The sequence below is a fragment of the Thioalkalivibrio sp. AKL10 genome, assembly GCF_000381845.1.
GTDB lineage: Bacteria > Pseudomonadota > Gammaproteobacteria > Ectothiorhodospirales > Ectothiorhodospiraceae > Thioalkalivibrio > Thioalkalivibrio versutus.
Genome location: NZ_KB907144.1, coordinates 384,695 through 408,773, shown reverse-complemented (window position 1 = coordinate 408,773; position 24,079 = coordinate 384,695). Strand labels below are relative to the sequence as shown.

The following is a 24,079-nucleotide window of genomic DNA, read 5'->3' as shown; positions in this document are numbered from 1 at the left end:
GGGGAAGTGGACACTATGGCTTATGACGGGAAAGGGGCAGCGGGCAAGACGGCCAAAAGAAGTGGGTGTCCTCTTCTCCCCCCTCTAAGGAAACACTGATTTATTCCGCCGTGGGTCCCGCCCACCTGGCGGGTTTGGGATAATGGCGCCAGGTTTCCTGCCCGAGGTGATGGCCGATGTCCCAGCGCAGCTTTTCCGATCTCGAGTATTCCGCCAAGCGTAAGCAGACGCGGCGCGACCGCTTTCTGGGGGAGATCGATGCGATCACGCCCTGGGCGGCGCTGGTGGAGGCGATCGAGCCGCACTACCCGAAGGGGAAGCGGGGTCGTCCGCCGATTGGTCTGGAACGGATGCTGCGGATGTACGTGGCCCAGCAGTGCTTCAACCTGTCGGACGAAGGGATCGAGGACGCGGTGTACGACAGCCAGGCGATCCGGAGCTTTGTCGGGATCGACCTGAGCCGCGAAGACGCCCCGGATGCCACGACCCTGCTGCAGTTCCGCCGGCTGCTGGAACAACACAACCTGACCCAGATCATCTTCGACCGGATCAACGCCCATCTGCAGCAGCGGGGTCTGATGCTGCGCGAGGGCACGGTGGTGGACGCCACCTTGATCGCGGCCCCGCCGTCGACCAAGAACCGGGAGAAGGCGCGCGATCCAGAGATGCACCAGGCGAGGAAAGGCAACCAGTGGTACTTCGGGATGAAGGCGCATATCGGGGCCGATGTCGTCACCGGCCTGGTTCATACCGTGAAGGGTACCGCTGCGAATGTCTCGGACGTCTCGCAGGTGCCGGAACTGCTCCACGGCGAGGAAGCGAGCCTGCATGGCGATGCCGGCTACATCGGTGTGGAGAAGCGACTGGAAGGCCATCGTCCGGAGACGCACATCGCGCGCAAGCGCGGCACTGTACGCGCGATGCCAGAGGGCCCCGAACGCGATCAGGTGCGCGCCGCTGAACGGCACAAGGCCCAGTTGCGTTCGATCGTGGAGCATCCGTTCCATGTGGTGAAGAACCTGTTCGGATATCGCAAGGTGCGCTACCGCGGCCTCAAGAAGAACACCGCGCAGCTGCACAGCCTGTTCGCCCTGGCGAACCTGTACCGTGCGCGACAATGGGGGCTGCTGCCGCAGGGGTAGTGTGTCCGCAGGACCGGAAATCGCCCCTGTAACCGCCAAAAACGGCGGTTACAGGGGCCCAGGCCGGCCGTAATGGCCCCAGTGCCCTTCCAAAAACGCTTCGGCGGGGCACGGAGCCGGATGCAGGCCCATTAATCAGCGTTTCCCTAAGCGTCAAGCCCAGCCATTTCCAAGAGCTCATCCGTGCCCTGGTTGGCCAGCCAGATAAGGAATCCCCGGTCCACTACGCTAAGCCTGCGAGTGGTGGCATCGTAGTCCAATATGATCGGCTTCACGCTCTTTTCTACTTGGAGCGAAGCCGCTGACTGAAGTGCCTGTGTTATGTTTCCTGGATTGAGGGATTTTCCATCCGGGTGTTTGTTCTGCAAAGCCTTTCTTATGTCTGCGTAAGTGAGACCATCCTCAAGCTGTTTTGAGTCAGACGTCAGAACTGGCCAGAGCAGCCAGCGATACATTTCAAGTCGGGTATCCTGAAATCCATCCGAAAAATTCGTTATGAAAGCTTGATATCTTCCACGCTGCTCGTTAACTACTTCACGAATAAGCCCCTGCACAGATCCGGCGTACCGGACTTCGACCAAGGCTTCTTGGGTGCGATATACCTCCGCCCTACGACAGGCTCTTCGACAACATTCCTGAACAATAGCGACGCTATCAAAACAGTTGTCAAGCAACTCCTCGATGAATTCGTCTTCGAAGTGGATATTGAGCAACCTAGCTCCGGAGGTTATTACTTCTCTTAGCTCATCTCTTTTCCACTCGTCGGCATCGATTGGAATTACTCGGCCCGTCAAATCACCGTTATAAACAATGAGCCGGTTCTCCTCCAGCCACACGCCTACGATAATCACACAAAAGCCAGACCCCTCGTGCAATGCCTTAAGCTCGATCGCAAAGTCCCCTTGGGCTTCAGGCGACAGATAGTGGAAGTCTTCAAGAACAATGAACTTCTTGAATCCTATGGAATCCAGGGCGCCGATTAGGTCATTTACATCATCAGGATCGAGAGTGAGCGGAGCCGTAACGGTCTTTTGGCTCTGAGACTCTTCTTTCTCGGCATCTGCACCAAGGCCGAGTCCGGCGAGTGTGGCGGAGAACTTAGCCAGGATCTTCTGGCGTCCAGAGCTCGCGCGCTCAGAAGATTGCGTTATCTCGAACCCCGCCCTCTTCAGGATATTTGTGTTTATATCAGCAATCGACCAACGGTTCGAGCACTGAACAACTATGTAATCATCTTCATCCAAGCAGTGCTTGCGCAGGCATGTCTTCCCCTGCTTTGAGCCTCCATGAATGACGATGTGCTTAATTCGCGACAGGCTTTCAATCAAATTCTGATCAACCGACTCCCTCGGTACATAGTTCAGGGGGATTTCCCTAACGACACCAAACACATCGTCAACTGTGTACTCTTTCATAGCCCTCATTACTCCGTTTTGATTCTGGCAAACAGTGATCAGGTAGAGCGCACGGATATTGGTTGAACGTGCGCGCTATACATACCGGGTGATTCGGTATCAAAAATGGTTTAAGTGTCAATCGCTTACGGTGTGGGCGTGGCGATAGATCCTAGATGCATTGAGGGGAGGATCGATTGCGGGAAGCGGTGTTTTGCGGCCCGCGGTCTCAGATAGTTTTGGGGCTGATTCTGGCACGGCCATGGTGGGTTTGCGAACCGAGGTGTTCAGAAGGGCCGATGCGGGGATGGGTGGCTGGTTCAGTCGAGAAAGGCTACAGCCTTGACTAGGGCGTGGGCGCGCGTGCCCCGCTGGAGGCCCAGTCGTTCGGTGGATAACTGCGTCAGCTCCGCCATCAAGGTCTGCCCATCGTCCTGCCGGCACACGGCGAGGACGCGTGCGGGGCCATGATGGCCGGGGGCTTCGTCCAGGGCCTCGATGGTGACGGGGATGATGTTGAGGATGGAGACGTCCTGGGGTGGGGACAGGGCGATGGAGACGTCGCGGGCGTCGATGCGCAGGCGGGCCTGGCTTCCCGCGCCGTTGGTGGAGCCGGGGGTGGCCGGAACGCGATAGCGTGCGTCCGGGGGGCCGAAGGGGTGCAGGCCGTGTTCGTCAGCCGGGCCGAGTTCGCCCTGGAGGACGGAGACGGCGCCTTCTTCGCGGAACAGGGGGGAGTCGGCGCGGGCGAGGGCCTCGCGCAGGGGTTCCAGGCGTTCGAGTTGGCCGTCGTGCATGAAGGCGACGCGGTGGGCCAGGCGTTCGACCTCGTCCGGGGCGTGGGTCACCAATAGCGTGGGGATGCCGGTCCTGTCGGACAGGCGGGCGAGGAAGGGCATGATCTCGCGCTTGGTCTGGGTGTCCAGCGCATTCAACGGTTCGTCGAGCAGCAGCAGGTCGGGGCTGATGAGCAAGGCGCGGCCCAGCGCCACGCGCTGGCGCTGGCCGCCGGAGAGGTGGTCGGCGCGGCGCTCCAGCAGCTCGATGATGCCGAGCAGGTCGGCGACCTCGTCCAGGTGCAGGCGGCGTAGAGGCTCCGGCGTGCGCTTGTAGCCGTAGAGCAGGTTGCCGCGCACGGAGAGGTGCGGGAGCAGGGTGGATTCCTGGAACACCAGGCCGACGCGGCGGCGGTGCAGCGGGACGAAGGTCTTGCCGGACTGCCAGGGCGTGTCGCCGAAGTGCACCTCGGCTCCGGGCGGATGTTCCAGGCCGGCGATGATGCGCAGGAGGGTGGTCTTGCCGCAGCCGGAGCGGCCGAACAGGGCGGTCACGCCCTCCAGCGGGAAGGCCGTGTCCACGTCCAGCGTGAAGCCGGGGCGTTCCAGCCGGGCCTGGATGCGCAGTGTTTCGCTCGTGGGTCGGGTCACAGGCGCACCGTGTCGAAGCGACGGTTGATCGCGTAGACCACGAACAGCACCACGAAGGCGAAGATGAGCAGCCCGAGCGACAGGCGGTGGGCGGAGGTGAAGTCCATCGCCTCGGCGTGGTCGTAGATCAGGATGGACAGCACCTGGGTCTCGCCAGGGATCGCGCCGCCGAGCATCAGGATCACGCCGAACTCGCCGAGGGTGTGGGCGAAGGCGAGCGTGGCGGCGACGATGAAACCGCCGCGCGACATCGGCAGCACCACGGTGAAGAAGCGATCCATGCGCCCGGCGCCCAGCGAGCCGGCGATCTCGGTGGGCCGGCGGCCGAGGTTGGCGAAGGCCTGCTGCAGGGGGTGAACGGCGAACGGCAGGGAGTAGATCACCGAGGCGATCAGGATGCCCTGGAAGGTGAACGCCAGGTGGTTGAGGCCCAGGTTCTCCAGCATGCTGCCGACCGGGCCGGCCGGGCCCAGCAACACCAGCAGATAGAAGCCGAGCACGGTGGGCGGCAGGACCAGCGGCAGGGCGACCAGTGCCTGCACCGTGGTGCGCACGCCGCCGGGGGCGCGGCCGTTGGCTAGCCACCAGGCGATGGGGGTGGCGATGACCAGCAGGATCAGCGTGGTGTACAGCGCGAGCTTGAGGGTGACCTCGATCGCCATCCAGTCCGTGGGGCTTAGCTCGAACATGACCGGTTACGGGGTTGCCGCGGCCGTATTGGCGGGCCCGTCTTCGGGGAGCGTTTCGCCGGGCATCACGAAGCCGTAGCGGCGCATGATGTCGCGGGCGTTGTCGCCGTTCATGTATTCGGCGAAGCGGTGGGCCATCTCGTTGTGTTCGCCGCGCCGGGTGATCACGAAGCCCTGGGTGAGGGGTTCGTGCAGGGCGTCGTCGATCAGGTGGTAGTTGTGCTCGGCGAGGTCCGGGAACTCGGCCAGCGACAGGGCGATGATGCCGATCTCGGCGCCACCCGCCTGGATCATGCGCGCGGTCTGGGCGATGTTGTCACCGTTGACGATCTTCGGTTGCAGGTCGTCCCAGATGCCGACGGACTTGAGCGCCTCCATCGCGCGCACGCCGTAGGGGGCGTGGGTGGGGGAGGCGATGGCGACGCGGCGGATGTCGTCGCGTAGCAGGTCTTCCAGTGTCATTTCCGAGGCATCCATGCGGTTGCTCCACAGCACGATGCGGCCGATGGCGTAGACCTCCGGCTCGGTCACCGCGTGGCCCTCGGCGCGCAGCTTCTGTGGGTAGGCGATATCGGCGGAGAAGAAGACGTCGTAGGGGGCGCCGTTCATGATCTGCGTGGTCATGCGGCCGGAGGAGCCGTAGGTGACGCGTACCGCGTCGTCCGGGTGCGCCTCGCGGTAGGCGTCCAGGATCTCGTCCAGGGCGAAGCGCAGGTCGGAGGCGGCCGCGATGGTCAGCGGGCCGTTGGCGGTGGTCAGGCCGGGTAGCAGGAGCAGCAGGGTCAGGAGGAGGGCGCGCAGGTGCATGGTGTGGGTCTTCCCTGTGGCTGGGTCTTGTTGGGCTCGGGTGGTTCCGTTGGGAGACTGCTTCGTCGCGTTGCTCCTCGCAGTGACGCGGCGCTTGTCTGGGTGGATATGCGTTTCGTTATATTTCAGTTTGCATATCGGTAGGCGCAATGATGCGTGGGCCAGGGAGACCCGTCAAGGCTGGGGTCGGCGTTACGGCTTGGGGTCGTCGGCGAGGAACTCGGCGAAGGCGTGCAGCTCGTCGCGCAGGGCCTCGCAGGCCTGGCGTTCCATGTCGCGGTAGCGTGCCAGTACGGTCTCGCCGAAGGCGGTGACCTGGGCCCCGCCGCCGCCGGAGCCGCCCTTGGCGGTGGCCACCATGGGCTCGCGGAAGCTCTGGTTCATGGTCTCGACCAGGTCCCAGGCGCGGCGGTACGACATGCCGACGCTGCGCGCGGCCGCGGAGATCGAGCCCTTGTCGCGGATGGCCTCCAGCAGCATGGCCTTGCCCGGGCCCATGGCCGTGACCTCGCCCAGCAGCACACGCAGGCGCGGGGCCTGTGAGTGGTCCTTGGGGTTGCCGGAGTGGTGGGTGCTCATGCGTTGTGGGGCCTGGGGTTTGCCGGTGATGGTGCCGGGGAGGGGTTGTGAGTGCGAATGATAACCCCCGACCCCGTCATTGCGAGGAGTGCAACGACGAAGCACAAAAGCAGCGAAGCTGCGTTGAACGGCCAAAGGCCGGCCCGAAGGGCGAGCGCAGCGAGTAATCTCCTGATGCTGGCACTGCGCGAGTGGTCAGATTCCGGTGGTTACGGACGGAGATTGCCGCGTCGCCTTCGGCTCCTCGCAATGACGCGGAGAGGAGCGGAGGGACGGAAGAGGCCGGGGCGCGGGGCCCCGGCCCGGGGCTCAGGCCTTGCCCTGGAGCTGCGGGATGACGGCCTCGTTCTCCAGCGTGGAGGTGTCGGAGGTGATCTCCTCGCCCTTGGCGATGGAGCGCAGCAGGCGGCGCATGATCTTGCCGGAGCGGGTCTTGGGCAGGCCGTCGGCAAAGCGGATGTCGTCCGGCTTGGCGATCGGGCCGATCTGGTCGGCGACCCAGTTGCGCAGTTCCTTGACCATCTCCTCGGCCTCGTCGCCGGTCAGGCGATCGCCCTGCAGGATCACGAAGGCGACGATGGCCTCGCCCTTCACGTCATGCGGGCGGCCGACCACGGCGGCCTCGGCGACCGCCTTGTGCGCGACCAGGGCGGATTCGACCTCCATGGTGCCCATGCGGTGGCCGGAGACGTTCAGCACGTCGTCGATGCGCCCCATGATCCAGAAGTTGCCTTCGGCGTCGCGGCGCGCGGAGTCGCCGGCCAGGTAGTACTTGCCGCCGAACTTCGGCCAGTAGGTGTCCTTGTAGCGCTGGTCGTCGCCCCAGACGGTGCGCAGCATGTGCGGCCAGGGCTTCTTGATGACCAGGTAGCCGCCCTCGTCGGCGCCCAGGCTCTTGCCGTCCTCGTCCACCACGTCGGCCGCAATGCCGGGAAGGGCCTGGGTGCAGGAGCCGGGGACCAGCGTGGTCGCGCCCGGGATCGGGGCGATCATGTTGGCGCCGGTCTCGGTCTGCCACCAGGTATCGACGATCGGGCAGCGCTCTTCGCCGACGGTGGTGTAGTACCACATCCAGGCCTCGGGGTTGATCGGCTCGCCGACGGTGCCCAGCAGGCGCAGCTTGGACAGGTCGTACTGCTTGGGCAGGTCCGGTCCGGCCTTCATCAGCGCGCGGATGGCGGTGGGGGCGGTGTAGAACACGGTCACGCCGTGGTCCTGGCACATCTTCCACCAGCGCCCGGCGTCGGGCACGGTCGGGGTGCCCTCGTAGACGACCTGGGTGGCACCCACGGCCAGCGGGCCATAGGCGACATAGGTGTGGCCGGTGATCCAGCCGACATCCGCGGTGCACCAGTAGACATCGTCGCCCTGCAGGTCGAACACCCACTCGTTGGTGACAATCGCGCCCAGCAGGTAACCGGCACTGGAGTGCTGGATGCCCTTGGGCTTGCCGGTGGAGCCGGAGGTGTAGAGCAGAAACAGCGGGTGCTCGGCCTCCACCCATTCCGGCTCGCAGTCGACGGATTCGCCGTCCACGGCGTCTTCCCACCAGACGTCGCGGTCGGCGTGCATGGTGACGTCGTTGCCGGCGCGCTTGCAGACGACCACTTTCTCGACGTCGCCCGGGTTGGAGTCCAGCGCCTTGTCGACGTTGGCCTTGAGCCCCACGACCTTGCCGCCGCGCTCGCCGCCGTCGGCGGTGATCACGACCTTGGAGCCGGAGTCCACCACGCGGTCACGCAGGGCGTCTGCGGAGAAGCCGCCGAACACCACCGAGTGGATCGCGCCGATGCGGGCGCAGGCCTGCATGGCGATCACGGCCTCGGCGTTCATCGGCATGTAGATGATGACGCGGTCGCCCTTCACCACGCCCATGCCCTTGAGGGCGTTGGCGAGCTTGCCGACCTCGTTGTAGAGGTCACGGTAGGTGAGGTGGCGGGTGTCGCCGTTCTCCGCCTCGAAGACGATCGCGGTCTTGTTGCCGCGGACTTCCAGGTGGCGATCGATGCAGTTGTAGGAGACGTTCATGCGCCCGTCGGCGAACCACTGGTAATGCGGCGCCTTGGACTCGTCGAGACCCTGGGTGAACTCGGTCTGCCAGTCGATCTTCTCGCGCGCGAGATCGCACCAGAAGCCCTCGTAGTCGGCCTCGGCCTTCTGGTGCAGGGCCTCGAGATCGGCCGGCTTCAGGCGGGCGTTTTCGGTGAACTCCGCCGACGGCGCAAAGTGGCGCGTCTCGGTGAGGGTGGACTCGATGTTGTCACTCATCAGGGCCTCCAGATCGGTTTTTGGTATGGGGTATGGGAGTGGCCAACCGCCAGCCCCTTTGGTGGGTGCGAGGATAGCATGCGAACCGGGCGCTGGCCGCGCTTACCAGAGCCACGCGGGGCGGAACAGCACGCGCCCCAGTGGCAGTTTTCCGTCCGGCGATTGCCGGCTCAGCAGCGCGGCGAACAGTTCGCCCGCGGCGATGGCGTCGAACAACGCGTCGTGCGCGCGATAGGCCGGCAGGTTGTAGCGCGCGCGCAGGGTATGCAGGCGCAGCCCGTGGGCCGGGATCGGCTGGCCGGCGCGGCGCAGGGCCGTCTCCGCCAGGCGCAGCGTGTCCACGATGGCCAGCGGGGCGCTTACGCCATACAGGCGCTGGCAGGCCTGCTCGAGGAAGCCGATCTCCAGGGCCGCGTGGTGCGCCACCATGACGCGCCCGGCGAGCGCGTGGAACAGGGCGTTCAGGGCCTCGTCCAGCGGTACCCCGCTGGCGGCGCGCTGATCGGTGATGCGGTGGATGACGGCGCTGGCCTCCGGCACGGGCCCTTCCGCGCGCACCAGGCGCTGGTCCGCAGTGGCGAGGTCGATGCGCGGGCCCTCCATTGCCACCCAGCCCATGCTCAGGATGCGGTCGTGTTCCGGGTCCAGGCCGGTGGTTTCCAGATCCACTGCGAGAAAGCGGCTGGCGGCCACCGGCTGGCCGGCGGGCGGCATGGGGGCCTCGAGGAGCTCGCGCAGCGGGCCCGGCGGGGCGCGGCGCGCAGCCCGACGCCGGGCGCGGCAGAAGCGCCAGTGGCCAGGCGGGCGGAGCCATGCGGCAGCGTGCAGAGGGCAGACCATCAGAGGGCCGTCTTGCGGGCGTCGTTCACCAGGCGGAAGGCGGTCTTCAGGTGACTGCGCTCCAGGGTGGACAGTCCGGCCGGGTCCAGCGCGTTGTCCGGGGGCTGGCCGTTGCGGATCTGGCGAGCCTGATGGCGGGCGCGCAGGTTAGCGATGTACAGCCAGGCATCGGCCAGGTTGTCGGCCGTGCTCTCGTTGATAACCCCCGCCCGGGCCGCGGCGTTCAGGCGTTCCACCGTGCTGCGGGCCGCGCTGCCAGCGTGCAGGGCAAAGACCCGTGCCATGGCGACGATCGGCAGCAGCCCACGCATCTTCAGGTCGAGGGTGTCGGCGTGTGCGCCGCTGTCTTCCAGCACGAACTGGCGGAAGAAGCCGAGCGGCGGGGGCAGGTTGCGCGCCTGGTCGGCCAGGGTGCTCAGCAGGGCCTCGTGGCGCGCACCAACCTCCAATGCTTGTTGGCGCAATGGTTCGAACAGTTCGGCCGCACCGTGGATCACGCGCATGTCGAGATAGTGGGTGGCCAGCATCGCATCGCGTGGGGCCGGGTGGTGCAGCACGCGTTCCATCTCGCGCGCCCAGGCAGCCGCGGGTCGGCGCCAGTCGGGATGGGTGGGATCGACATCGCCGGGGCAGGCGCGGATGCCGCAGGCGTCGAGGCCGGCGGTTACCCCGCGGGCAAGCTCCGCGAACCAGACGTCGACGTCCGGCGAGGCGTCATCGGCAATGATGAGAGCGGTGTCCTGGTCAGTGAACACGGTCTGCTCGTGGCGGCCCTGGCTGCCGCTCGCAAGCCAGGCAAAGGCGCAGGGGGCCGGGCCGCGGTCGCGTTCGTCCAGCTCGATCAGGCGCTGGGTGAGTGTGTCGATCACCGTGGTAACAGTCTGGGTGAGTTGGGCGGCGTCGGCGCCGGCCTCCACCAGTTGCACCTGCAACTGGGGCAGGGCCTGCATTACGCCCTGCAGGCCGGCAAGGTCGTCGGCACGGCGCAGGTCGCGCACCAGGTAGATGGCGCTGGTGCCCTGGTGGCGGATCAGGTCGGTGCTGGAGAGGATGCCGGCCAGGGTCCCGTCGGCCTCGTGGACGACCGGGAGGTGGTGGATGTCGTGGCGCGCCATGCGCAGCAGGGCCTCGAAGGCGGGGGTGCCGCGCTCAACCGTGGTCAGCGGGCTGGCCATGGATTCGGCAACGGGCTGGCCGGGGTCCACGCCGTTGGCGACCGCACGGCGCAGGTCGGTGTCGGTGAGGATGCCGCAGGGTTCGCCCGGGCGCTCGGGCGTGTGCAGCAGCAGCGCGGAAATGTCGCCCCGGTCCATCAGGCGCGCGGCCTCGCGCAGGCTGAGCGTGCTGACCGCCAGTATCGGGTCGCAGGTCATCAGGGCGCGCACTGGCGTGGTTAGCAGGCTGCGGTCCCCGTGCCCGCCCTGTGCTGTGCGGTCGGTGGCCAGTGGGCGCGGGGCGTCGGCGTCGAGGAACTGGGCGATGGCGTCGTCGCGCGCGGCCAGCTCAAGGGCGCGATCCAGCGGCAGGTGGTAGACCAGGGCGTCCTCGGTGACCGGGCCCAGCGGGTGCGCCGGGGTGTTGGGGATGTGCACCAGATCGCCCTCGCCCAGGCGGTCGTGCAGGGTGTCCTGCGCATCGCGGATCTCCAGCGTGCCGGTGCGCACGATCCACAGGCCGGGTTCGGCGTCCGGGGGAAAGCTGGTGCCCTCACGCAGGTAGCGCAGAGTGAGCTGGCGCAGAAAGGCATCCCGGCTGGCCTTTGGCAGGGGGGCCAGATCGGGGCAGTGGTCGAGAAACTCGCGGATCTCTTCGAGTTCGCCGTTCATGCGTGGGTCCGTGTGGGGTGGGGCAACCGGCAATCGACCGGGGTGGGGTCGATTGCCGCTTGGCCCGCAGACACTGTGCCAGATAAAAGGGGCCGACCCGGTGCACCCGAGCCGACCCCGTCTTTTCTCCTGTCGAATGACCATCCAGTCATGGTGGCAGGGGTCCCGCCATGTTGGTCATGGCGGGACCGTCCATCAGCCTTCGGTACGCGGTACGCGCACGCTTTCCACCAGATCCTGGATGTCCTTCGGCGGCTCCTTGGTCAGCTTCATCACGATGTAGGCGGTGACGAAGTTGAAGACCGCGCCGATGGCGCCGAAGCCGGTCGGGTTCACGCCCAGCAGCCAGCCGTCCGGGTTGTCCGGGAGCATGGCGGTGCCGGAGAAGAAGAACCAGCCCTTGTACGTGAAGATGTACAGAAGGGTGGTCAGCAGCCCCACCAGCATGCCGGCGATCGCGCCTTCCTTGTTCATCTTCTTTATGAAGATGCCCATCATCAGGGTCGGGAACAGCGAGGCCGCGGCGAGACCGAAGGCCAGTGCTACCACCTCGGCCGCGAAGCCGGGTGGATTCAGCCCCAGATAACCGGCGAACAGGATGGCGACACCCATGGCGATACGTCCGGCCATGAGCTCTCTCTTCTCGCTGATCCTTGGCATGAACACGCCCTTCAGCAAGTCATGCGAGATGGCCGACGCAATGGCCAGCAGCAGTCCCGCTGCGGTCGACAGTGCGGCGGCAATACCGCCCGCTGCGACCAGTGCGATGACCCAGCCCGGAAGCCCGGCGATCTCGGGGTTGGCCAGCACCATGATGTCGCGGTCGAGGGTGACGATCTCGGAACCTTCCCAGCCGTATTCCTCTTCGGCGAAAGCCGCGAACTCTTCGTTGCCGTCGTTGTAGTACTGGATCACGCCGTCGTCGTTCTTGTCCTCGAAGGCGAGCAGGCCGGTCTGTTCCCAGCGCTCCATCCACGCCGGCCGGTCCGCATGGGCCAGATGCCCCTCTTCGGTGCCGATCTCGCCCGGGTGGACGGTGTTCACCAGGTTCCAGATGGCCATCGCGCCGACTGCCGGGGCGGTGGTGTAGAGGATGCCGATGAACACCAGCGCCCAGCCGGCGGACTTGCGGGCATCACGCACGCGCGGAACGGTGAAGAAGCGGATGATCACGTGCGGCAGACCCGCGGTACCGATCATCAGCGCCAGCGTCAGCAGGAACATGTTGAGCATGCTCATGCCGCCCACTTCGGTGTAGGCGTGGAAGCCCAGATCGACCATGGTCTGGTCCAGCGCCTCCAGCAGGTAGGTATCCGTCCCCTGCAGGGTGGAGCCCAGTCCCAGCTGCGGGACCGGATTGCCGGTCAGGGTGATGGCAATGAAGATCGCCGGCACCGTGTAGGCAAAGATCATGATCACGTACTGCGCGATCTGGGTGTAGGTGATGCCTTTCATCCCGCCGAGCACGGCGTAGATGAACACCACGGTCATGCCGGCGATCAGGCCGGTGGCCAGTGGCACTTCCAGGATGTTGGAGAAGGCGATCCCGACCCCGCGCATCTGCCCGATCACGTAGGTCACGGACATCACGATCAGGGAGATTACCGCGATAATGCGCGCGGTCTTCGAGTAGAAGCGGTCACCGATGAATTCCGGCACCGTGAACTTCCCGAACTTGCGCAGGTACGGGGCCAGCAGCAGTGCCATCAGCACGTAGCCGCCGGTCCAGCCCATCAGGTACGCACCCCCGGTGAAGCCGAGGAACGCGATCAGGCCGGCCATGGAGATGAACGACGCGGCGGACATCCAGTCCGCGGCCGTGGCCATGCCGTTGGCGATCGGGTTAATGCCGCGCCCGGCGACGTAGAACTCGCTGGTCGAACCGGCGCGCGCCCAGATGGCAATGCCGATGTACAGGGCGAAGGTCGCCCCGACCACGAGCAGGCTTAGAGTCTGTTGATCCATGACAGGCTTACTCCTCGTGGACGTTGAACTTGCGATCCAGGACGTTCATGCGCCAGGCATAAACAAAGATCAGGATGATGAAGGTGTAGATCGAGCCCTGTTGCGCGAACCAGAAGCCCAGCGGATAGCCCCCCAGCTGGATCGCGTTCAGCGGCTGGGAGACCAGAATGCCCAGCACGAACGACACCAGGAACCAGATTGCCAGGCAGATGCCCAGCAGACGCAGATGCGCCCGCCAGTAGGCCTGCCGGCTCAGGTCTTCTTGTGACATGACGATGCTCCTCTCGTAAGGTTTTGTTGTTTGCCGTGACTCGTCTATGCGATTCGTCACAGCTGGTACTGCACCTCAAGCTGTCCCTGCAGCTTGCGGGCCTGCCGGAAACTCTCCTTGAGCACCCGTCCCTCCAGGGCACCCAGCTCTTCCGGCCGGATTCGGTTGTCGTCGTCGCGTCCCTCGCGCAGCGCCTTTTGCTGGGCGCGCAGGCGCAGCATCTGCAGGTAGCGCAGTGCGGCGTGGTAGTCCTGGGCATCGGCGGCGCGCATTACGTCGGCTGCAACGGCCTGGTCCAGACGTTCGTGGGTGCGTGTGGCCGGCAACTCGGCCGCCAGCGCGATCACCCGTGCGCCGTCGACGAAGGGCGTGAGCCCCTGTTTCTTGATATCGATCCCGTTGGACCCGCTCTTGATCTCGCCGAACAGACCCAGCGGTGGGCGGAACATCTGCTGGTTGGCGGCCATCTGGCGGCGGAAGCGGCTGTTGAAGGCGGTCTTCTGCAGCAGGCGGGTGCGCAGCGCCTCGACGGGTCCGGCATCGCCGTCCACGGCGCGCAGATCGAAGAAAATGCTGCTCTTGAGCAGGTGCTCCGGCGTGCCTTGCTCGATCCAGCGGGTGAAACGCTGATCCCACTCCGGGCCGCTCAGGCAGCACTCCGGGTTGCCGGCCATGATGTTGCCGGGGCACAGCATGAACCCGCACTCGGCCAGCGCCTGGTTCACGTCCTTCGCGTATGGCAGCAGGCGCTCGCGGATCGCGTCCGCGTCGCTGGCCGCGGCGTCGAACAGGATGCCGTTGTCCTGGTCCGTGACCAGGGCCTGCTCCTCGCGCGCCTGGGAGCCGAACGCCAGCCAAGTGAAGTCGATGCCCTCGATGGCCTCGTGCTGCGGCCGCAACAGGGCCAGCACCCGGCGGGTGGCGTGTTCGTTGAGACGCGTGATCAGGCGCAGGACCTGATCGGCTTCTGCGCCCTGGCCGGCCACGGCCTCGATCAGGCGTGGCACCTGGCGCAGGCGCTCGGCGACGACGGTGACAGAGTCGGCGCGGCGGATCGCGCGCACCAGACCGTCCAGGGTCAGCGGCTGACTGGTCAGCAGGTCGCGCTCGCCCAGCACGCCGACCAGGCGGCCGTCGCGCACCACACACAGGTGGGTCATCCCGTGCTCGGTCATCGCCTCGATACCCTCGAAGCCCGGGGTGCTCTCGTCCAGCGCCACCGGGTCGGGGGTCATCACGGCCGCGACCGGGGTGTCGAGGTCGACATCCGCGAGCGCCACGCGCGAGAGCAGGTCATGCAGGGTGAAGATGCCCACCGGCCGCTGGTTGTCGTCGACCGCGACGATGGAGCCGACCCGCTCGTCGCGCATGGTGGTCAGGACCTCGCGCAGCCGGGTGTCCGGGCGGCAGGTAACCGGGCTGCGCGCCAGGCGCAGGACCAGCGGCGTGTTGAGTTGTCCGGCGCCACCGTCGCGGGCGGACAGGGTGTCCAGGCCCTGCTGCAGGCGGTCCAGCAGGTTGGCCAGGCGGCGCGTGCAGAAGTCGTTAAAGACCCGCGAACGGGCGCGCAGGCGGTCGAAGTCCTCCAGGCTCAGTTCCAGGCAGACGGTGTCCTCCGCCGCGCGATGCACGGTATGTACCGCGCGGCGGCCGAGGAGGGCGCCGATCGGGAAGCATTCGCCGGGGATCAGCTCCCAGGCCTTGCCGGAGAGCTGTTCGTCCTCGCTGGGGGTCTCGCCGCGGATGCGGCCCTGGCGGATGATGTGGAAACGCTGGGCCGGACCGGCCTCGGGGTCGGTGATGCGCGCGCCACGCGCGTAGAAGCGGCTCTCCAGGCGGGGCAGCAGGAACTCCAGCGCATCCGTCTCGAGCTGGTCGAACGGGGCGTGGGCGCCGAGGAACTCCCGGGTGCTGTCGAGCGCGTCGGACATGGCGGTAGCGGCATCCCCAAAGTGATGGTGTTCACGTCTCGGGGGTCTACTGCAAGTTGCACGCCAATTCTTTGGCCCCCGCGAATCAGCAGGTTGTGGCCAAGCGGTCTGTTCCGTGCGTTACGTTGCGTAACGTGCGTGTTTCTTCTCGTTACACCGGCCCGCGGCGTAACGGGGACGAATGCCGACCTGTTCGCATTCGCCCCGGTCGTCAGCAAGCCTTCGTTACACCGGGGGGCGCCTCCCGGTGACGAAGAACACCACCGCCAGGATCAGGCCCACGACAAACAGGATCCAGGCGATTTGCGTGGCGGCCCCGGCAATCCCGCTCAGCCCCAGCGCGCCCGCGACGATCGCAACGATCAGGAAAAGTAGTGCCCATCCCAGCATTGGTTCTCTCCTTTCGACTCGTTTGAAATTTCAGTGTAGGCCAAAATTCGCTGTCCCATGGCTTCTTGTATTCGGCTTGGCGTACCAGTTCTCAGTTCCGCATTCCCATGGGCGACCTGGCGTATGCACCAAGGACACACTGGGGGCAGGTGGGTGATGCTCGCTATGGGTTTTCAATCGGATGAACGTGTGTCCGGTCGGGAAATGTGAACCTGTTCAGGACGGCTTCGGTGTATGCCGAGATAGAGGTCGCCTGCGTCGGTACAAAAATGTTGCCTTTTCGATGGATTGGGAAGCATTGATCGGCGCGCCATGGAAAAGAATTCCTGGAGGGAAAATGCAATGAGCAGCGTTATCCGAAAATCATGCAAGGATGCGGACGGTCCGTCCCGATTCCTGTCGCTGCCGGTATATGCGGTAGCCCTCGCGCTTGGCGGCATGCTGGCGGGCTGTTCCGATCCGGGCCCGGCGCAGGAGGCCGGCGAGGCAGTGGACGAGACGATCGAGGAGGTGGACGAGGATCTGCGTGGCTGGATCGAGGATCTGCGCGAGGATGAGGTGCAAGAGGACGAATCCGGCCGCGGGGGGCATGACGACGCGTTCTCCGAGGAGGATCCGGCGCACGATATGGACTGATCAGTGGTCGCCGTGCCGTGGGGCCGGGTCGGAAAGGGGCTCGGTCAAACGGATGCAGCGATCAGGAAACAAAAGGCTGGTGGGTGGGTCGCCATGAGCGGATGGCGGTTCGCCCATCAGCCTTTTTCTTTGGGTTCTGTGGGTGTGCGCGGTATCACGAGTCGGGTCTCGGGGTGGTGCTTTTTTCACGTGTTTGAAAATGAGTCACGCATTTCTGCTTTCCCAAACTGGGGTGGTTCGGGAAAATCGCCGGCGTCTTTATGGCAGTCAAGAAATTTTACATTTCGGGCACGATCAGGAAGGAGACGCGAAGATGAAAAAGATCTTGTTGAACACGGTTGTGGTGGCCGCTGCAGGGTTCTTGGCGCCCCAGGTGGTGATGGCAGATGAGTCTGATCGGGGCGAGGGCCTGTACATGGGGCTCGGTACCGGTTTCAGCGCTCTGAAGAACGACCGCGATGAAGTCGCCGATTTCATCGGTTCCGGGGCCTCGGACTACCGCCTGGACGATGACGACAACGTCTGGCGCGGGTTTGTCGGGTACAACTTCAATCCGTATGTAGGGGTCGAGGGGTTCTACTCGGATCTCGGAAAGGTGAAGCTGCGCGGTGACGAGTCCGGTGCGCATACCGACATCAAGTCCCGAGCCTATGGCGCGAGCGTCCTCGGCAAACTGCCGATCGGGCAGCATTTCGAGTTCTTTGCGAAGGCGGGCCTCGCCAAGTGGGATGCCGACGTCCGGGGCAACCTGGGTGATGAGAGCATCACCCTGCGTGATAACGATGGCGTGGATCCGGTCTACGGACTCGGTGCGCAGGTGAATCTGGACAGCTTCCTGATTCGCGCCGAGTACGAACGCTATGACTTCGACAGCGACTACAAGGTCGACGCGTTGACTGCCTCGGTTGGCTGGCGATTCTAGAAAATACGGGCACAGACGGCCCACGAGATAACGTCTTGACGCCGCCCCGGTTGGTTGCCGGGGCGGCGCGTTTACGTGGGGAGGGCGGCGTGGCCCTCAGGCGGCCTTGGCGATGCCTTCCTGGCGGCCCGGGCGGCCTTCCTTCAGGGTGACCAGTTCCTCGGCGCTGGTCGGGTGCAGCGGGATGGTCAGGTCCAGGTCGCGCTTGGTCGCGCCCATGCGCACGGCCACCGCGAAACCCTGCAGCATCTCGTCGACATTGGCGCCGATCATGTGGATGCCCACCACCTTTTCGTCGTCCCCGACGCAAACCAGCTTCATTGCCACCGGCGGCACCTCGCCCTCGGCGAAGGCGCGGTTCAGGCCACCGAACTGGGTCTCGTAGATACGCACCTTGTCTCCGTGCTTCTCCACTGCCTGCGGCTCGGTCAGGCCCACCATGCCCGCGGTCGGGTGCGTAAAGGTGACCGTGGGGATCTGGTCGTAGTCCACCGGCACGGGGTTCGTCTCCGGGGCATACCAGTGCGCGGCCAGGCGGCGACCGGCGGCGATGGCCACGGGGGTCAGCGGCCCCTTGCCGATGATATCGCCCAGGGCGTAGATGCCCTCGACGTTGGTCGCCTGCCACTCGTCTACCGGGATGGTGCCGCCGCGGGCGATCTCGACGCCGACCTCTTCCAGACCCATGTCCTGGGTGGCCGGCTTGCGGCCGACGGCCCACAGCACCTTCTCGTACGGGCCCAGTTCCTTGCCGCCTTCCAGTTTGACGGTGACCGCGCCGGGCTTGCCGCCCAGACCCGCGGCCTTCATGCCCAGATGGCGGCCGATGCCCTGGTGCTCCATGTGCTGGTCCAGCGTCTGCGAGATCATCGGGTCGGCGATCTCCAGCACGCGGTCCTCCATGGCGACCACGTCGGTCTTCACACCCATGGAGCGCAGCATGCCGGCCATTTCCAGCCCGATGTAGCCTCCGCCGATTACGGCGATGGATTCCGGCAGCTCGGTCCACTCGAAGAAGTCGTCGGAGGTGGCACCCAGCTCGGCGCCCTCGAGCGGTGGTACCAGCGGGGCGCCACCCATGGCCAACACGATGCGCTCGGCGGTGTACTCAGTGCCGCTCTCGCTGACCACCTTGTTCTTGTCGGCCAGGCGGGCGCGTTCCGGGATGTGGGTCACGCCCAGCTTCTCCAGGTGCCCGGACCAGAAGTTGTTCAGGTCCTTCAGCATTGCCTGCCGTTTGTTCGCCAGGTCGGCATAGCGGATGCCCTTGATCTCGACGTCCACACCGAACTCGCCGGCCTCACGGGCGTGCGACAGGTGCTCCGCGGCGTACCAGGTGAGCTTTTTCGGGACGCAGCCCTCGTTCACGCAGGTGCCGCCCAGGGGCTTGGGATCGAACACGGCGACGCGGGCGCCGTGCGGGGCGGCACGTTCCGCAACGGCCAGGCCGCCGCTGCCGCCGCCGATCACGATGATGTCGTAGTGTTCCATGTCGGTTCCTCGAAGGATTCGGTCAACGTTGGGTTTAGTCGAAGTTTCGCATAACGACCGCCGTCGTTACGGTCGTCAGGGTTTGCCATCCGTGTCCGGACGTCCGGATTCGACGTCCGGACACGGATGGCCACCTGTGGGAGCAGATGGCCATCCGGGGCGGGCCATGGACCCGCCCCGGGTGGTGGTGACGAGTTACGCCGCCTTTTTCTCGCGGGAGATCCACTCCTGCAGATCTTCCGCGCCGCCGATGCGGTGCCCGCCGACGAACACCTGCGGCACGGTCATCGCACCGGTAGCCGCCCGCAGGCTGCGCAGGCTGGCGTCGCGACCCAGCACGATCTCCTCGTAGTCGAGACCGGCGTTCTCCAGCATCTCCTTGGCGCTGGCGCAGTACGGGCAGCCCGGCTTGGTGAAGACCACGACGTCTTCGGGGCAGGCTGCGTCCGGGGCGACGTGGGCGAGCATCGTGTCGGCGTCGGAGACGACGAAGGGGTCGCCCGGCTCGTCCGGCTCGATGAACTGCTTCTCGATCACGCCGTCGCGCACCAGCATGGAGTAGCGCCAGGAGCGGTGACCAAAGCCAAGGTCGCTCTTGTCGACCAGCATGCCCATCTGTTCGGTGAATTCGCCGTTACCGTCGGCGATGAAAGTCACCCGGTCGGCCTGCTGATCGGCCTGCCAGGCTTCCATCACGAAGCCGTCATTGACCGAGATGCAGACGATCTCGTCGATGCCGTGCTGCTTGAGAAGCGGTGCCAGCTCGTTGTAACGCGGCACGTGGGCGGACGAGCAGGTCGGGGTGAATGCGCCCGGCAGGGCGAACACGACCACGTTGCGACCCTTGAACAGGTCTTCGCTGCGGACGTCATTCCAGTCGTTGTCCTTGCGGCAGCGGAAGGTGACTTCCGGGACGCGCTGACCTTCGCGATTTTCGAGTTCCATGTTTCGTACTCCTGTTTGGGTGTTAATTGCAGTAGACCAGAAAGAAAATTTGGGTTCGGTCGAGGCGATGCCCGACTGCGATACTCAAGATAAGGGCTGGCCTCTCATTGATCCAGTTTTCGTTCTCTATACGGTTGTTAGTTTCGGGCTATCGTCAGTTCCGGCCCTTGGTGGCGTCTCAAGGTTGACGCGTCCGCCGGAAATGCGGAAGCTTGCCGCCCGGATTCGGAAAGCCCGAATCGCGGTCCGCGTTATGGTGGTCCGTATCAGTCCCCTCGCGACGACAGGTTGTGAACCCCGCCAGGCCCGGAAGGGAGCAACGGTAGCAGCTGCGTCGGGCGCCGGGGTGTGGCGGGTGCGGGCCACCACCCTTTTCCTTGCGGCCCAGATTCCTGCGGTGATTGCCCCGCACCCGGGCACGCAACAGACTCCACTGACGGGGGAGGCATGAGTCACCAGGTTCTGGCCCGCAAGTGGCGCCCCTCGCGCTTCGAGGACCTGGTCGGGCAGCCGCATGTGGTGCGCGCCCTGGCCAATGCCCTGAGCGGCGAACGCCTGCACCACGCCTACCTGTTTGCCGGTACCCGCGGGGTGGGCAAGACCTCCATTGCCCGGATTCTTGCGCGCTGTCTCAACTGCGAGACCGGCGTGACGGCCACGCCCTGCGGCGAGTGCCGTTCCTGCGTGGAGATCGCCGAGGGTCGTCACCTCGACTTGATCGAAGTGGATGCCGCCTCGCGCACCCGGGTGGACGATACCCGCGAGCTGCTGGACAACGTTTCCTATGCCCCGACCACCGGGCGCTTCAAGGTGTACCTGATCGACGAGGTACACATGCTCTCGGAGAAGAGCTTCAACGCCCTGTTGAAGACCCTGGAGGAGCCGCCGGAACACGTGAAGTTCCTGCTGGCGACGACCGATCCGCAGAAGCTGCCGGTCACCGTGCTGTCGCGCTGCCTGCAGTTCAACCTGAAACCGATGCCGCCGGCGATGATCGCCGAGCACCTGACCCGGATCCTGGCCGCCGAAGGCGTCGAGGCGGAGCCGGGTGCCCTGCTGCGTCTGGGCGAGGCGGCCGAGGGCTCGATGCGCGATGCCTTGAGTCTGACCGACCAGGCGATTGCCTATGGCGGCGACCGCCTGAGCGAATCCGACGCCTGCGACATGCTTGGATTGCTCCCGCGCACGCGACTGGCCGCGCTGCTGGATGCGGTCTTTGCCGGGGACGGCCCGGCCCTGCTGGCGGGCCTGGCGGAGCTGGAGACGTTGGGACCCGACTGGTCGCGCCTGCTGGACGAACTCGCCGCGCTGGTGCATCAGGTGGCGGTGCAGCAGGTGGCCGGTGCCACACCGGCGGCGGGCGAGGAGGCGCTGGTCTGGGCACACGAGGCCGCCGGCCGGGTCGACCCGGAAACGATTCAGCTGACCTATCAGATCCTGATTCACGGGGTGCGTGATCTGCCCTACGCGCCGGACGCGCGCATGGGCGTGGAGATGACCCTGCTGCGCCTGCTGGCCTTTCGCCCGGAGCCAGCCCCGGGGTCTGGGGAGGGCGAGGGCCAGGCCGAACGCCGGCCGGCCACGGTGCGCGGGGAAGCGTCTGCGCCGCGCGCCGCGCCCTCCCGTAATGCGGCACCCGCGGTGCAACCCGCTGCAGTCGAACCGGCCGTGCCGAAATCGGTCGCGCAGGTGGCCTCGCGCAGCGGTGAAAACTCGCCGCCGCCCCGCGAGCGGGTGAGCGAGCCGCCACCTCCGCGGGAGGCACCCACACCGCCGGTGCACGCCGATGCGCCCACGCACCGCGAGGCGTCGCCGCGACAGGCCACGCCGGCGGCATCTTCGACGGCGGAACCGGTGGCACCTGCCGTGGCCGCAGACGGGATGTTCGACTGGCACCGTTTTGCCGAGGGTCTGCCCATGGGGACGGTGCGCGAACTCGCCCTGCACGCGGAGCTGCGCAAGCATGATCAGGAGTGCGTGGTGATTGCGGTGGCTCCGGGTACGTTGTGTACCGACCGGGCCAGGACCCGCCTGAAGGAAGCGCTGGAGAAGACGCTGGGGCACTCCCTGCGCCTGGAGATTGTCAACCAGTCCGAACCGTTGGAGACGACACCCGCGGCGCGGCTTGCGGCGGCCTCGGCGGAGCGTCAGGCTAGCGCCGAGACGACCATGCGCGAGGACCCGGTGGTCCAGGCCCTGGGCCAGGAATTTGGCGCCGAACTGGGCGCGGTGCGCATTCGCGAAACCAACGAAGACAACTCCGCGGGCGACGCGTCGTCGGCCCCGCGCTAACCCGTCGAATACGGACAAACCCGCCTTTGTGCGGGGCAGGAGATCGAACCGATGATGAAAGGTGGCATGGGTGGCCTGATGAAGCAGGCCCAGAAGATGCAGGAAGACATGCAGAAGGTGCAGGCCGAGCTGGCCGAGATGGAGATCGAGGGCCAGGCCGGCGGCGGGCTGGTCAGCGTGGTGTTGACCGGCAAGTACGCCGCGCGCCGCGTGAAGATCGACCCCAGCCTGTTCGACGATGATCGCGACATGCTCGAAGACCTGGTGGCCGCCGCGATCAACGATGCGGTGCAGAAGGTCGAGTCCACCACGCAGGAGCGCATGGGCAGCCTGACCGAGGGCATGGGCCTGCCGGCCGGCATGAAGCTGCCGTTCTGAACCGGCGGAGCGGGCGCGCCTGATGGAAGCGGAACTGGACGAGCTGGTCCAGGCGCTGCGCTGCCTCCCCGGGGTCGGGGCGAAGTCTGCGCGGCGCATGGCGCTGCACTTGCTGGAGCGCGACCGCGAGGGCGCGCGGCGCCTGTCGCGGGCGGTGGACGAGGCCGTGGCGCGCATCGGGCATTGTTCGGTGTGCCGCACGCTGACCTCGGCCGAGACCTGTTCGCGCTGTGCGGACCCGGAGCGCGATTCGCGGGTCGTTTGCGTAGTAGAGAGCCCCGGGGACGTGCTGGCGATCGAGTCGGCCACGGATTTCGGCGGTCGCTTTCACGTTTTGCTGGGCCGGTTGTCGCCGCTGGACGGGATTGGCCCGGAGGAGCTGGGGCTCGACCGACTGGAGGCCCGCTTGCAGGCGGAGGGTGTGGAGGAGCTGATCCTGGCGACGAACACGTCGGTAGAGGGCGAGGTGACCGCGCATTACCTCGCGGAGATGGCCGCACGTCACGGGATTCGTACCACGCGTATCGCCCAGGGTATCCCCAGCGGCGGCGAGCTGGAGTACATCGATGCCGGCACCCTGGCGCATGCACTTTCGGGTCGGCGCGAATATTGATGCGTGGTAATATTTTGATACAGGAGTAGCGGCATGACGGATTGCGTGTTCTGCAAGATCGTGGCGGGCGAGATCCCGGCCCGGGTGGTGTTCGAGGACGACGCGGTGCTGGCCTTCGAGGATCTGAACCCGCAGGCGCCCGAACATGTGCTGGTGATCCCGAAAACGCACATTGCCACGCTGAACGATTTGAGCGCTGCGGAGGCCCCGGTGATCGGGCAGATGGCCCGGGCCGCGGCGGAGATCGCACGCGATCGCGGATTTGCGGAGAACGGTTATCGAACCGTGATGAATTGCAACGACCACGGTGGGCAAACGGTCTACCATATACACATGCATGTCCTCGCTGGGCGTGCACTGAGCTGGCCCCCCGGCTAGCGACCAGGAACGACAACACGGATTGCTGGTGTGACGCGACAAGGATCGAACGGTGCAGCCCTGAAGCGGCCGCAGGCACAATGCCTGCGGCCGCTTCGTGCGCGCGCGTGGCGCTCGGGCTGGTTCGTGGCTTCGCTGGTGGTTGCGGGTCTCGCACTGGGCACGGGCGCTGCCAGCGCCGCCGACCGTTACTCGCTGGTTGCGCCACCCCAGACCCAGGGGATCGGTGGGGCGGGGGTGACGTTGCGCGACGAGCCGGAAACGGGGCGCGACACCGAATCGCGCTACCGCTTGTCGGTGCGCAGTACCGGCGATGCCTCGGCCCTGGACGAGGCCGACAATGCCTTTGGCGGGACACGCCTGTTCGAGGCGGTGGGTGGCTATCACCAGGAACTGGGTGGGGGCTTCGGCTACGGCCTGAATCTTGGGGTGGGCATGGAGACGCGTCCGGACTGGAACGAACTCGGGCCGTCCGGTGAGTCCACCGCGTACTTCACCGATTTCAGCTTCGGGCCGACCTTCGCCTCCGGGCGTTTCGACAGCCAGTTCCGAGTGGGCGTGCGCCAGCCCCTGTCCAGCGAGGATCGGGATCTGGGCTTCGGCTACGGTGATCGCAGTCGCGAGACGGGCCGCACCGCCGGTTACCTGAGCCTGGATGGCCGCCTGCGTCTGCAGAACCAGTCCGAGCTGTCCCTGAGCCTGTACTACGACGACTATTCGCTGAACTCCGCGGATAACTGGCTGGCCGATCGCCTCGAGTTCGAAGGCGTGAGCCGCGAGCCGGCCTCCTCGGTCATCGGCGTCGAGATGGGCCTGACCTTCTGATCCCGGCCCCCCGGCCGCGACACCTGCACACGTTTCGCCGCAACTCTCACTGCACGCCACCGTGCGGCCT

At 65.9% G+C, this 24,079-nt stretch carries 22 protein-coding genes and 1 other RNA gene; 9 read left to right on the top strand and 14 right to left on the bottom strand.

Going from position 1 to position 24,079, the window contains the following annotated elements:
• Positions 1-176 precede the first annotated feature (176 nt).
• Positions 177-1,142: an IS5 family transposase gene (locus G333_RS0110630; protein WP_019628452.1), complete on the top strand. Its 966-nt coding sequence runs from the start codon at positions 177-179 to the stop codon at positions 1,140-1,142.
• Positions 1,143-1,288: 146 nt separating this feature from the next.
• Here G333_RS0110630 and G333_RS0110625 read toward each other — a convergent pair whose 3' ends face one another.
• The 12 genes from G333_RS0110625 to G333_RS14880 all read right to left on the bottom strand — a co-directional run bounded on the left by G333_RS0110625 (position 1,289) and on the right by G333_RS14880 (position 15,529).
• Positions 1,289-2,566: a hypothetical protein gene (locus tag G333_RS0110625; protein ID WP_196800524.1), complete on the bottom strand. Its 1,278-nt coding sequence runs from the start codon at positions 2,564-2,566 to the stop codon at positions 1,289-1,291.
• A gap of 290 nt (positions 2,567-2,856) precedes the next feature.
• The gene (gene modC, locus G333_RS0110620; RefSeq protein WP_019628450.1) at positions 2,857-3,963 is read right to left on the bottom strand and encodes a molybdenum ABC transporter ATP-binding protein; all 1,107 of its coding nucleotides are present in this window, start codon (positions 3,961-3,963) and stop codon (positions 2,857-2,859) included.
• On the bottom strand, positions 3,960-4,652 hold the full coding sequence (gene modB / locus G333_RS0110615) for a molybdate ABC transporter permease subunit (RefSeq protein WP_026340952.1): 693 nt from the start codon (positions 4,650-4,652) through the stop codon (positions 3,960-3,962). The genes modC and modB overlap by 4 nt, the downstream gene beginning before the upstream one ends.
• A 6-nt stretch (positions 4,653-4,658) precedes the next feature.
• The gene (gene modA, locus G333_RS0110610) at positions 4,659-5,459 is read right to left on the bottom strand and encodes a molybdate ABC transporter substrate-binding protein (RefSeq protein WP_019628448.1); all 801 of its coding nucleotides are present in this window, start codon (positions 5,457-5,459) and stop codon (positions 4,659-4,661) included.
• A 192-nt stretch (positions 5,460-5,651) separates the two neighbouring features.
• Entirely contained in the window at positions 5,652-6,038 is a 387-nt protein-coding gene (locus tag G333_RS0110605) for a winged helix-turn-helix domain-containing protein (RefSeq protein ID WP_019628447.1), read from the bottom strand.
• 309 nt (positions 6,039-6,347) lie between these two features.
• Positions 6,348-8,306 carry an acetate--CoA ligase gene (gene acs, locus G333_RS0110600; protein WP_019628446.1) on the bottom strand — a complete coding sequence of 653 codons (1,959 nt, stop codon included), beginning with the start codon at positions 8,304-8,306 and terminating at the stop codon, positions 6,348-6,350.
• A gap of 102 nt (positions 8,307-8,408) precedes the next feature.
• A complete protein-coding gene (locus tag G333_RS0110595) occupies positions 8,409-9,020 on the bottom strand; it encodes a 3'-5' exonuclease (protein WP_018176416.1) in 612 nt (203 codons plus the stop codon).
• A gap of 125 nt (positions 9,021-9,145) precedes the next feature.
• A complete protein-coding gene (locus G333_RS0110590; RefSeq protein WP_019628445.1) occupies positions 9,146-10,972 on the bottom strand; it encodes a putative nucleotidyltransferase substrate binding domain-containing protein in 1,827 nt (608 codons plus the stop codon).
• 195 nt (positions 10,973-11,167) lie between these two features.
• Positions 11,168-12,937 carry a sodium:solute symporter family protein gene (locus tag G333_RS0110585; RefSeq protein WP_019628444.1) on the bottom strand — a complete coding sequence of 590 codons (1,770 nt, stop codon included), beginning with the start codon at positions 12,935-12,937 and terminating at the stop codon, positions 11,168-11,170.
• Positions 12,938-12,944: 7 nt separating this feature from the next.
• Positions 12,945-13,208, bottom strand: coding sequence for a DUF4212 domain-containing protein (locus G333_RS0110580; protein WP_018948713.1), 264 nt, complete (start codon positions 13,206-13,208; stop codon positions 12,945-12,947).
• Positions 13,209-13,264: 56 nt separating this feature from the next.
• Positions 13,265-15,139 carry a DUF294 nucleotidyltransferase-like domain-containing protein gene (locus G333_RS0110575; RefSeq protein WP_019628443.1) on the bottom strand — a complete coding sequence of 625 codons (1,875 nt, stop codon included), beginning with the start codon at positions 15,137-15,139 and terminating at the stop codon, positions 13,265-13,267.
• 225 nt (positions 15,140-15,364) lie between these two features.
• Positions 15,365-15,529, bottom strand: coding sequence for a DUF1328 domain-containing protein (locus G333_RS14880; protein WP_018146152.1), 165 nt, complete (start codon positions 15,527-15,529; stop codon positions 15,365-15,367).
• Positions 15,530-15,871: 342 nt separating this feature from the next.
• Between G333_RS14880 and G333_RS0110565 the strand changes: the two genes are divergently transcribed.
• Positions 15,872-16,165, top strand: coding sequence for a hypothetical protein (locus G333_RS0110565; protein WP_019628442.1), 294 nt, complete (start codon positions 15,872-15,874; stop codon positions 16,163-16,165).
• A gap of 313 nt (positions 16,166-16,478) precedes the next feature.
• Complete coding sequence (locus G333_RS0110560; protein ID WP_019628441.1) at positions 16,479-17,087, top strand: porin family protein; 609 nt, start codon at positions 16,479-16,481, stop codon at positions 17,085-17,087.
• 96 nt (positions 17,088-17,183) lie between these two features.
• Here G333_RS0110560 and gorA read toward each other — a convergent pair whose 3' ends face one another.
• Together gorA and G333_RS0110550 are read right to left on the bottom strand one after the other, a co-directional pair.
• On the bottom strand, positions 17,184-18,578 hold the full coding sequence (gorA, locus tag G333_RS0110555; protein ID WP_019628440.1) for a glutathione-disulfide reductase: 1,395 nt from the start codon (positions 18,576-18,578) through the stop codon (positions 17,184-17,186).
• A gap of 195 nt (positions 18,579-18,773) precedes the next feature.
• Positions 18,774-19,523, bottom strand: a complete 750-nt coding sequence (locus G333_RS0110550) for a glutathione peroxidase (protein WP_018938436.1) — start codon at positions 19,521-19,523, stop codon at positions 18,774-18,776.
• 264 nt (positions 19,524-19,787) lie between these two features.
• On the opposite strand from G333_RS0110550, the gene ffs reads away from it, so the two are divergent.
• From ffs to G333_RS0110525, 6 genes are all read left to right on the top strand, one after another.
• Positions 19,788-19,884, top strand: an RNA gene (gene ffs, locus G333_RS14875) — signal recognition particle sRNA small type.
• 86 nt (positions 19,885-19,970) lie between these two features.
• Positions 19,971-21,815 carry a DNA polymerase III subunit gamma/tau gene (dnaX, locus tag G333_RS0110545; RefSeq protein WP_019628439.1) on the top strand — a complete coding sequence of 615 codons (1,845 nt, stop codon included), beginning with the start codon at positions 19,971-19,973 and terminating at the stop codon, positions 21,813-21,815.
• A gap of 51 nt (positions 21,816-21,866) precedes the next feature.
• A complete protein-coding gene (locus G333_RS0110540; RefSeq protein ID WP_018146146.1) occupies positions 21,867-22,193 on the top strand; it encodes a YbaB/EbfC family nucleoid-associated protein in 327 nt (108 codons plus the stop codon).
• Between the two features lie 22 nt (positions 22,194-22,215).
• Positions 22,216-22,806, top strand: coding sequence for a recombination mediator RecR (gene recR, locus G333_RS0110535; RefSeq protein WP_018146145.1), 591 nt, complete (start codon positions 22,216-22,218; stop codon positions 22,804-22,806).
• Between the two features lie 33 nt (positions 22,807-22,839).
• On the top strand, positions 22,840-23,184 hold the full coding sequence (locus tag G333_RS0110530) for a histidine triad nucleotide-binding protein (protein ID WP_018169363.1): 345 nt from the start codon (positions 22,840-22,842) through the stop codon (positions 23,182-23,184).
• A 30-nt stretch (positions 23,185-23,214) separates the two neighbouring features.
• Positions 23,215-24,009, top strand: a complete 795-nt coding sequence (locus tag G333_RS0110525) for a hypothetical protein (RefSeq protein ID WP_019628438.1) — start codon at positions 23,215-23,217, stop codon at positions 24,007-24,009.
• Positions 24,010-24,079 lie beyond the last annotated feature (70 nt).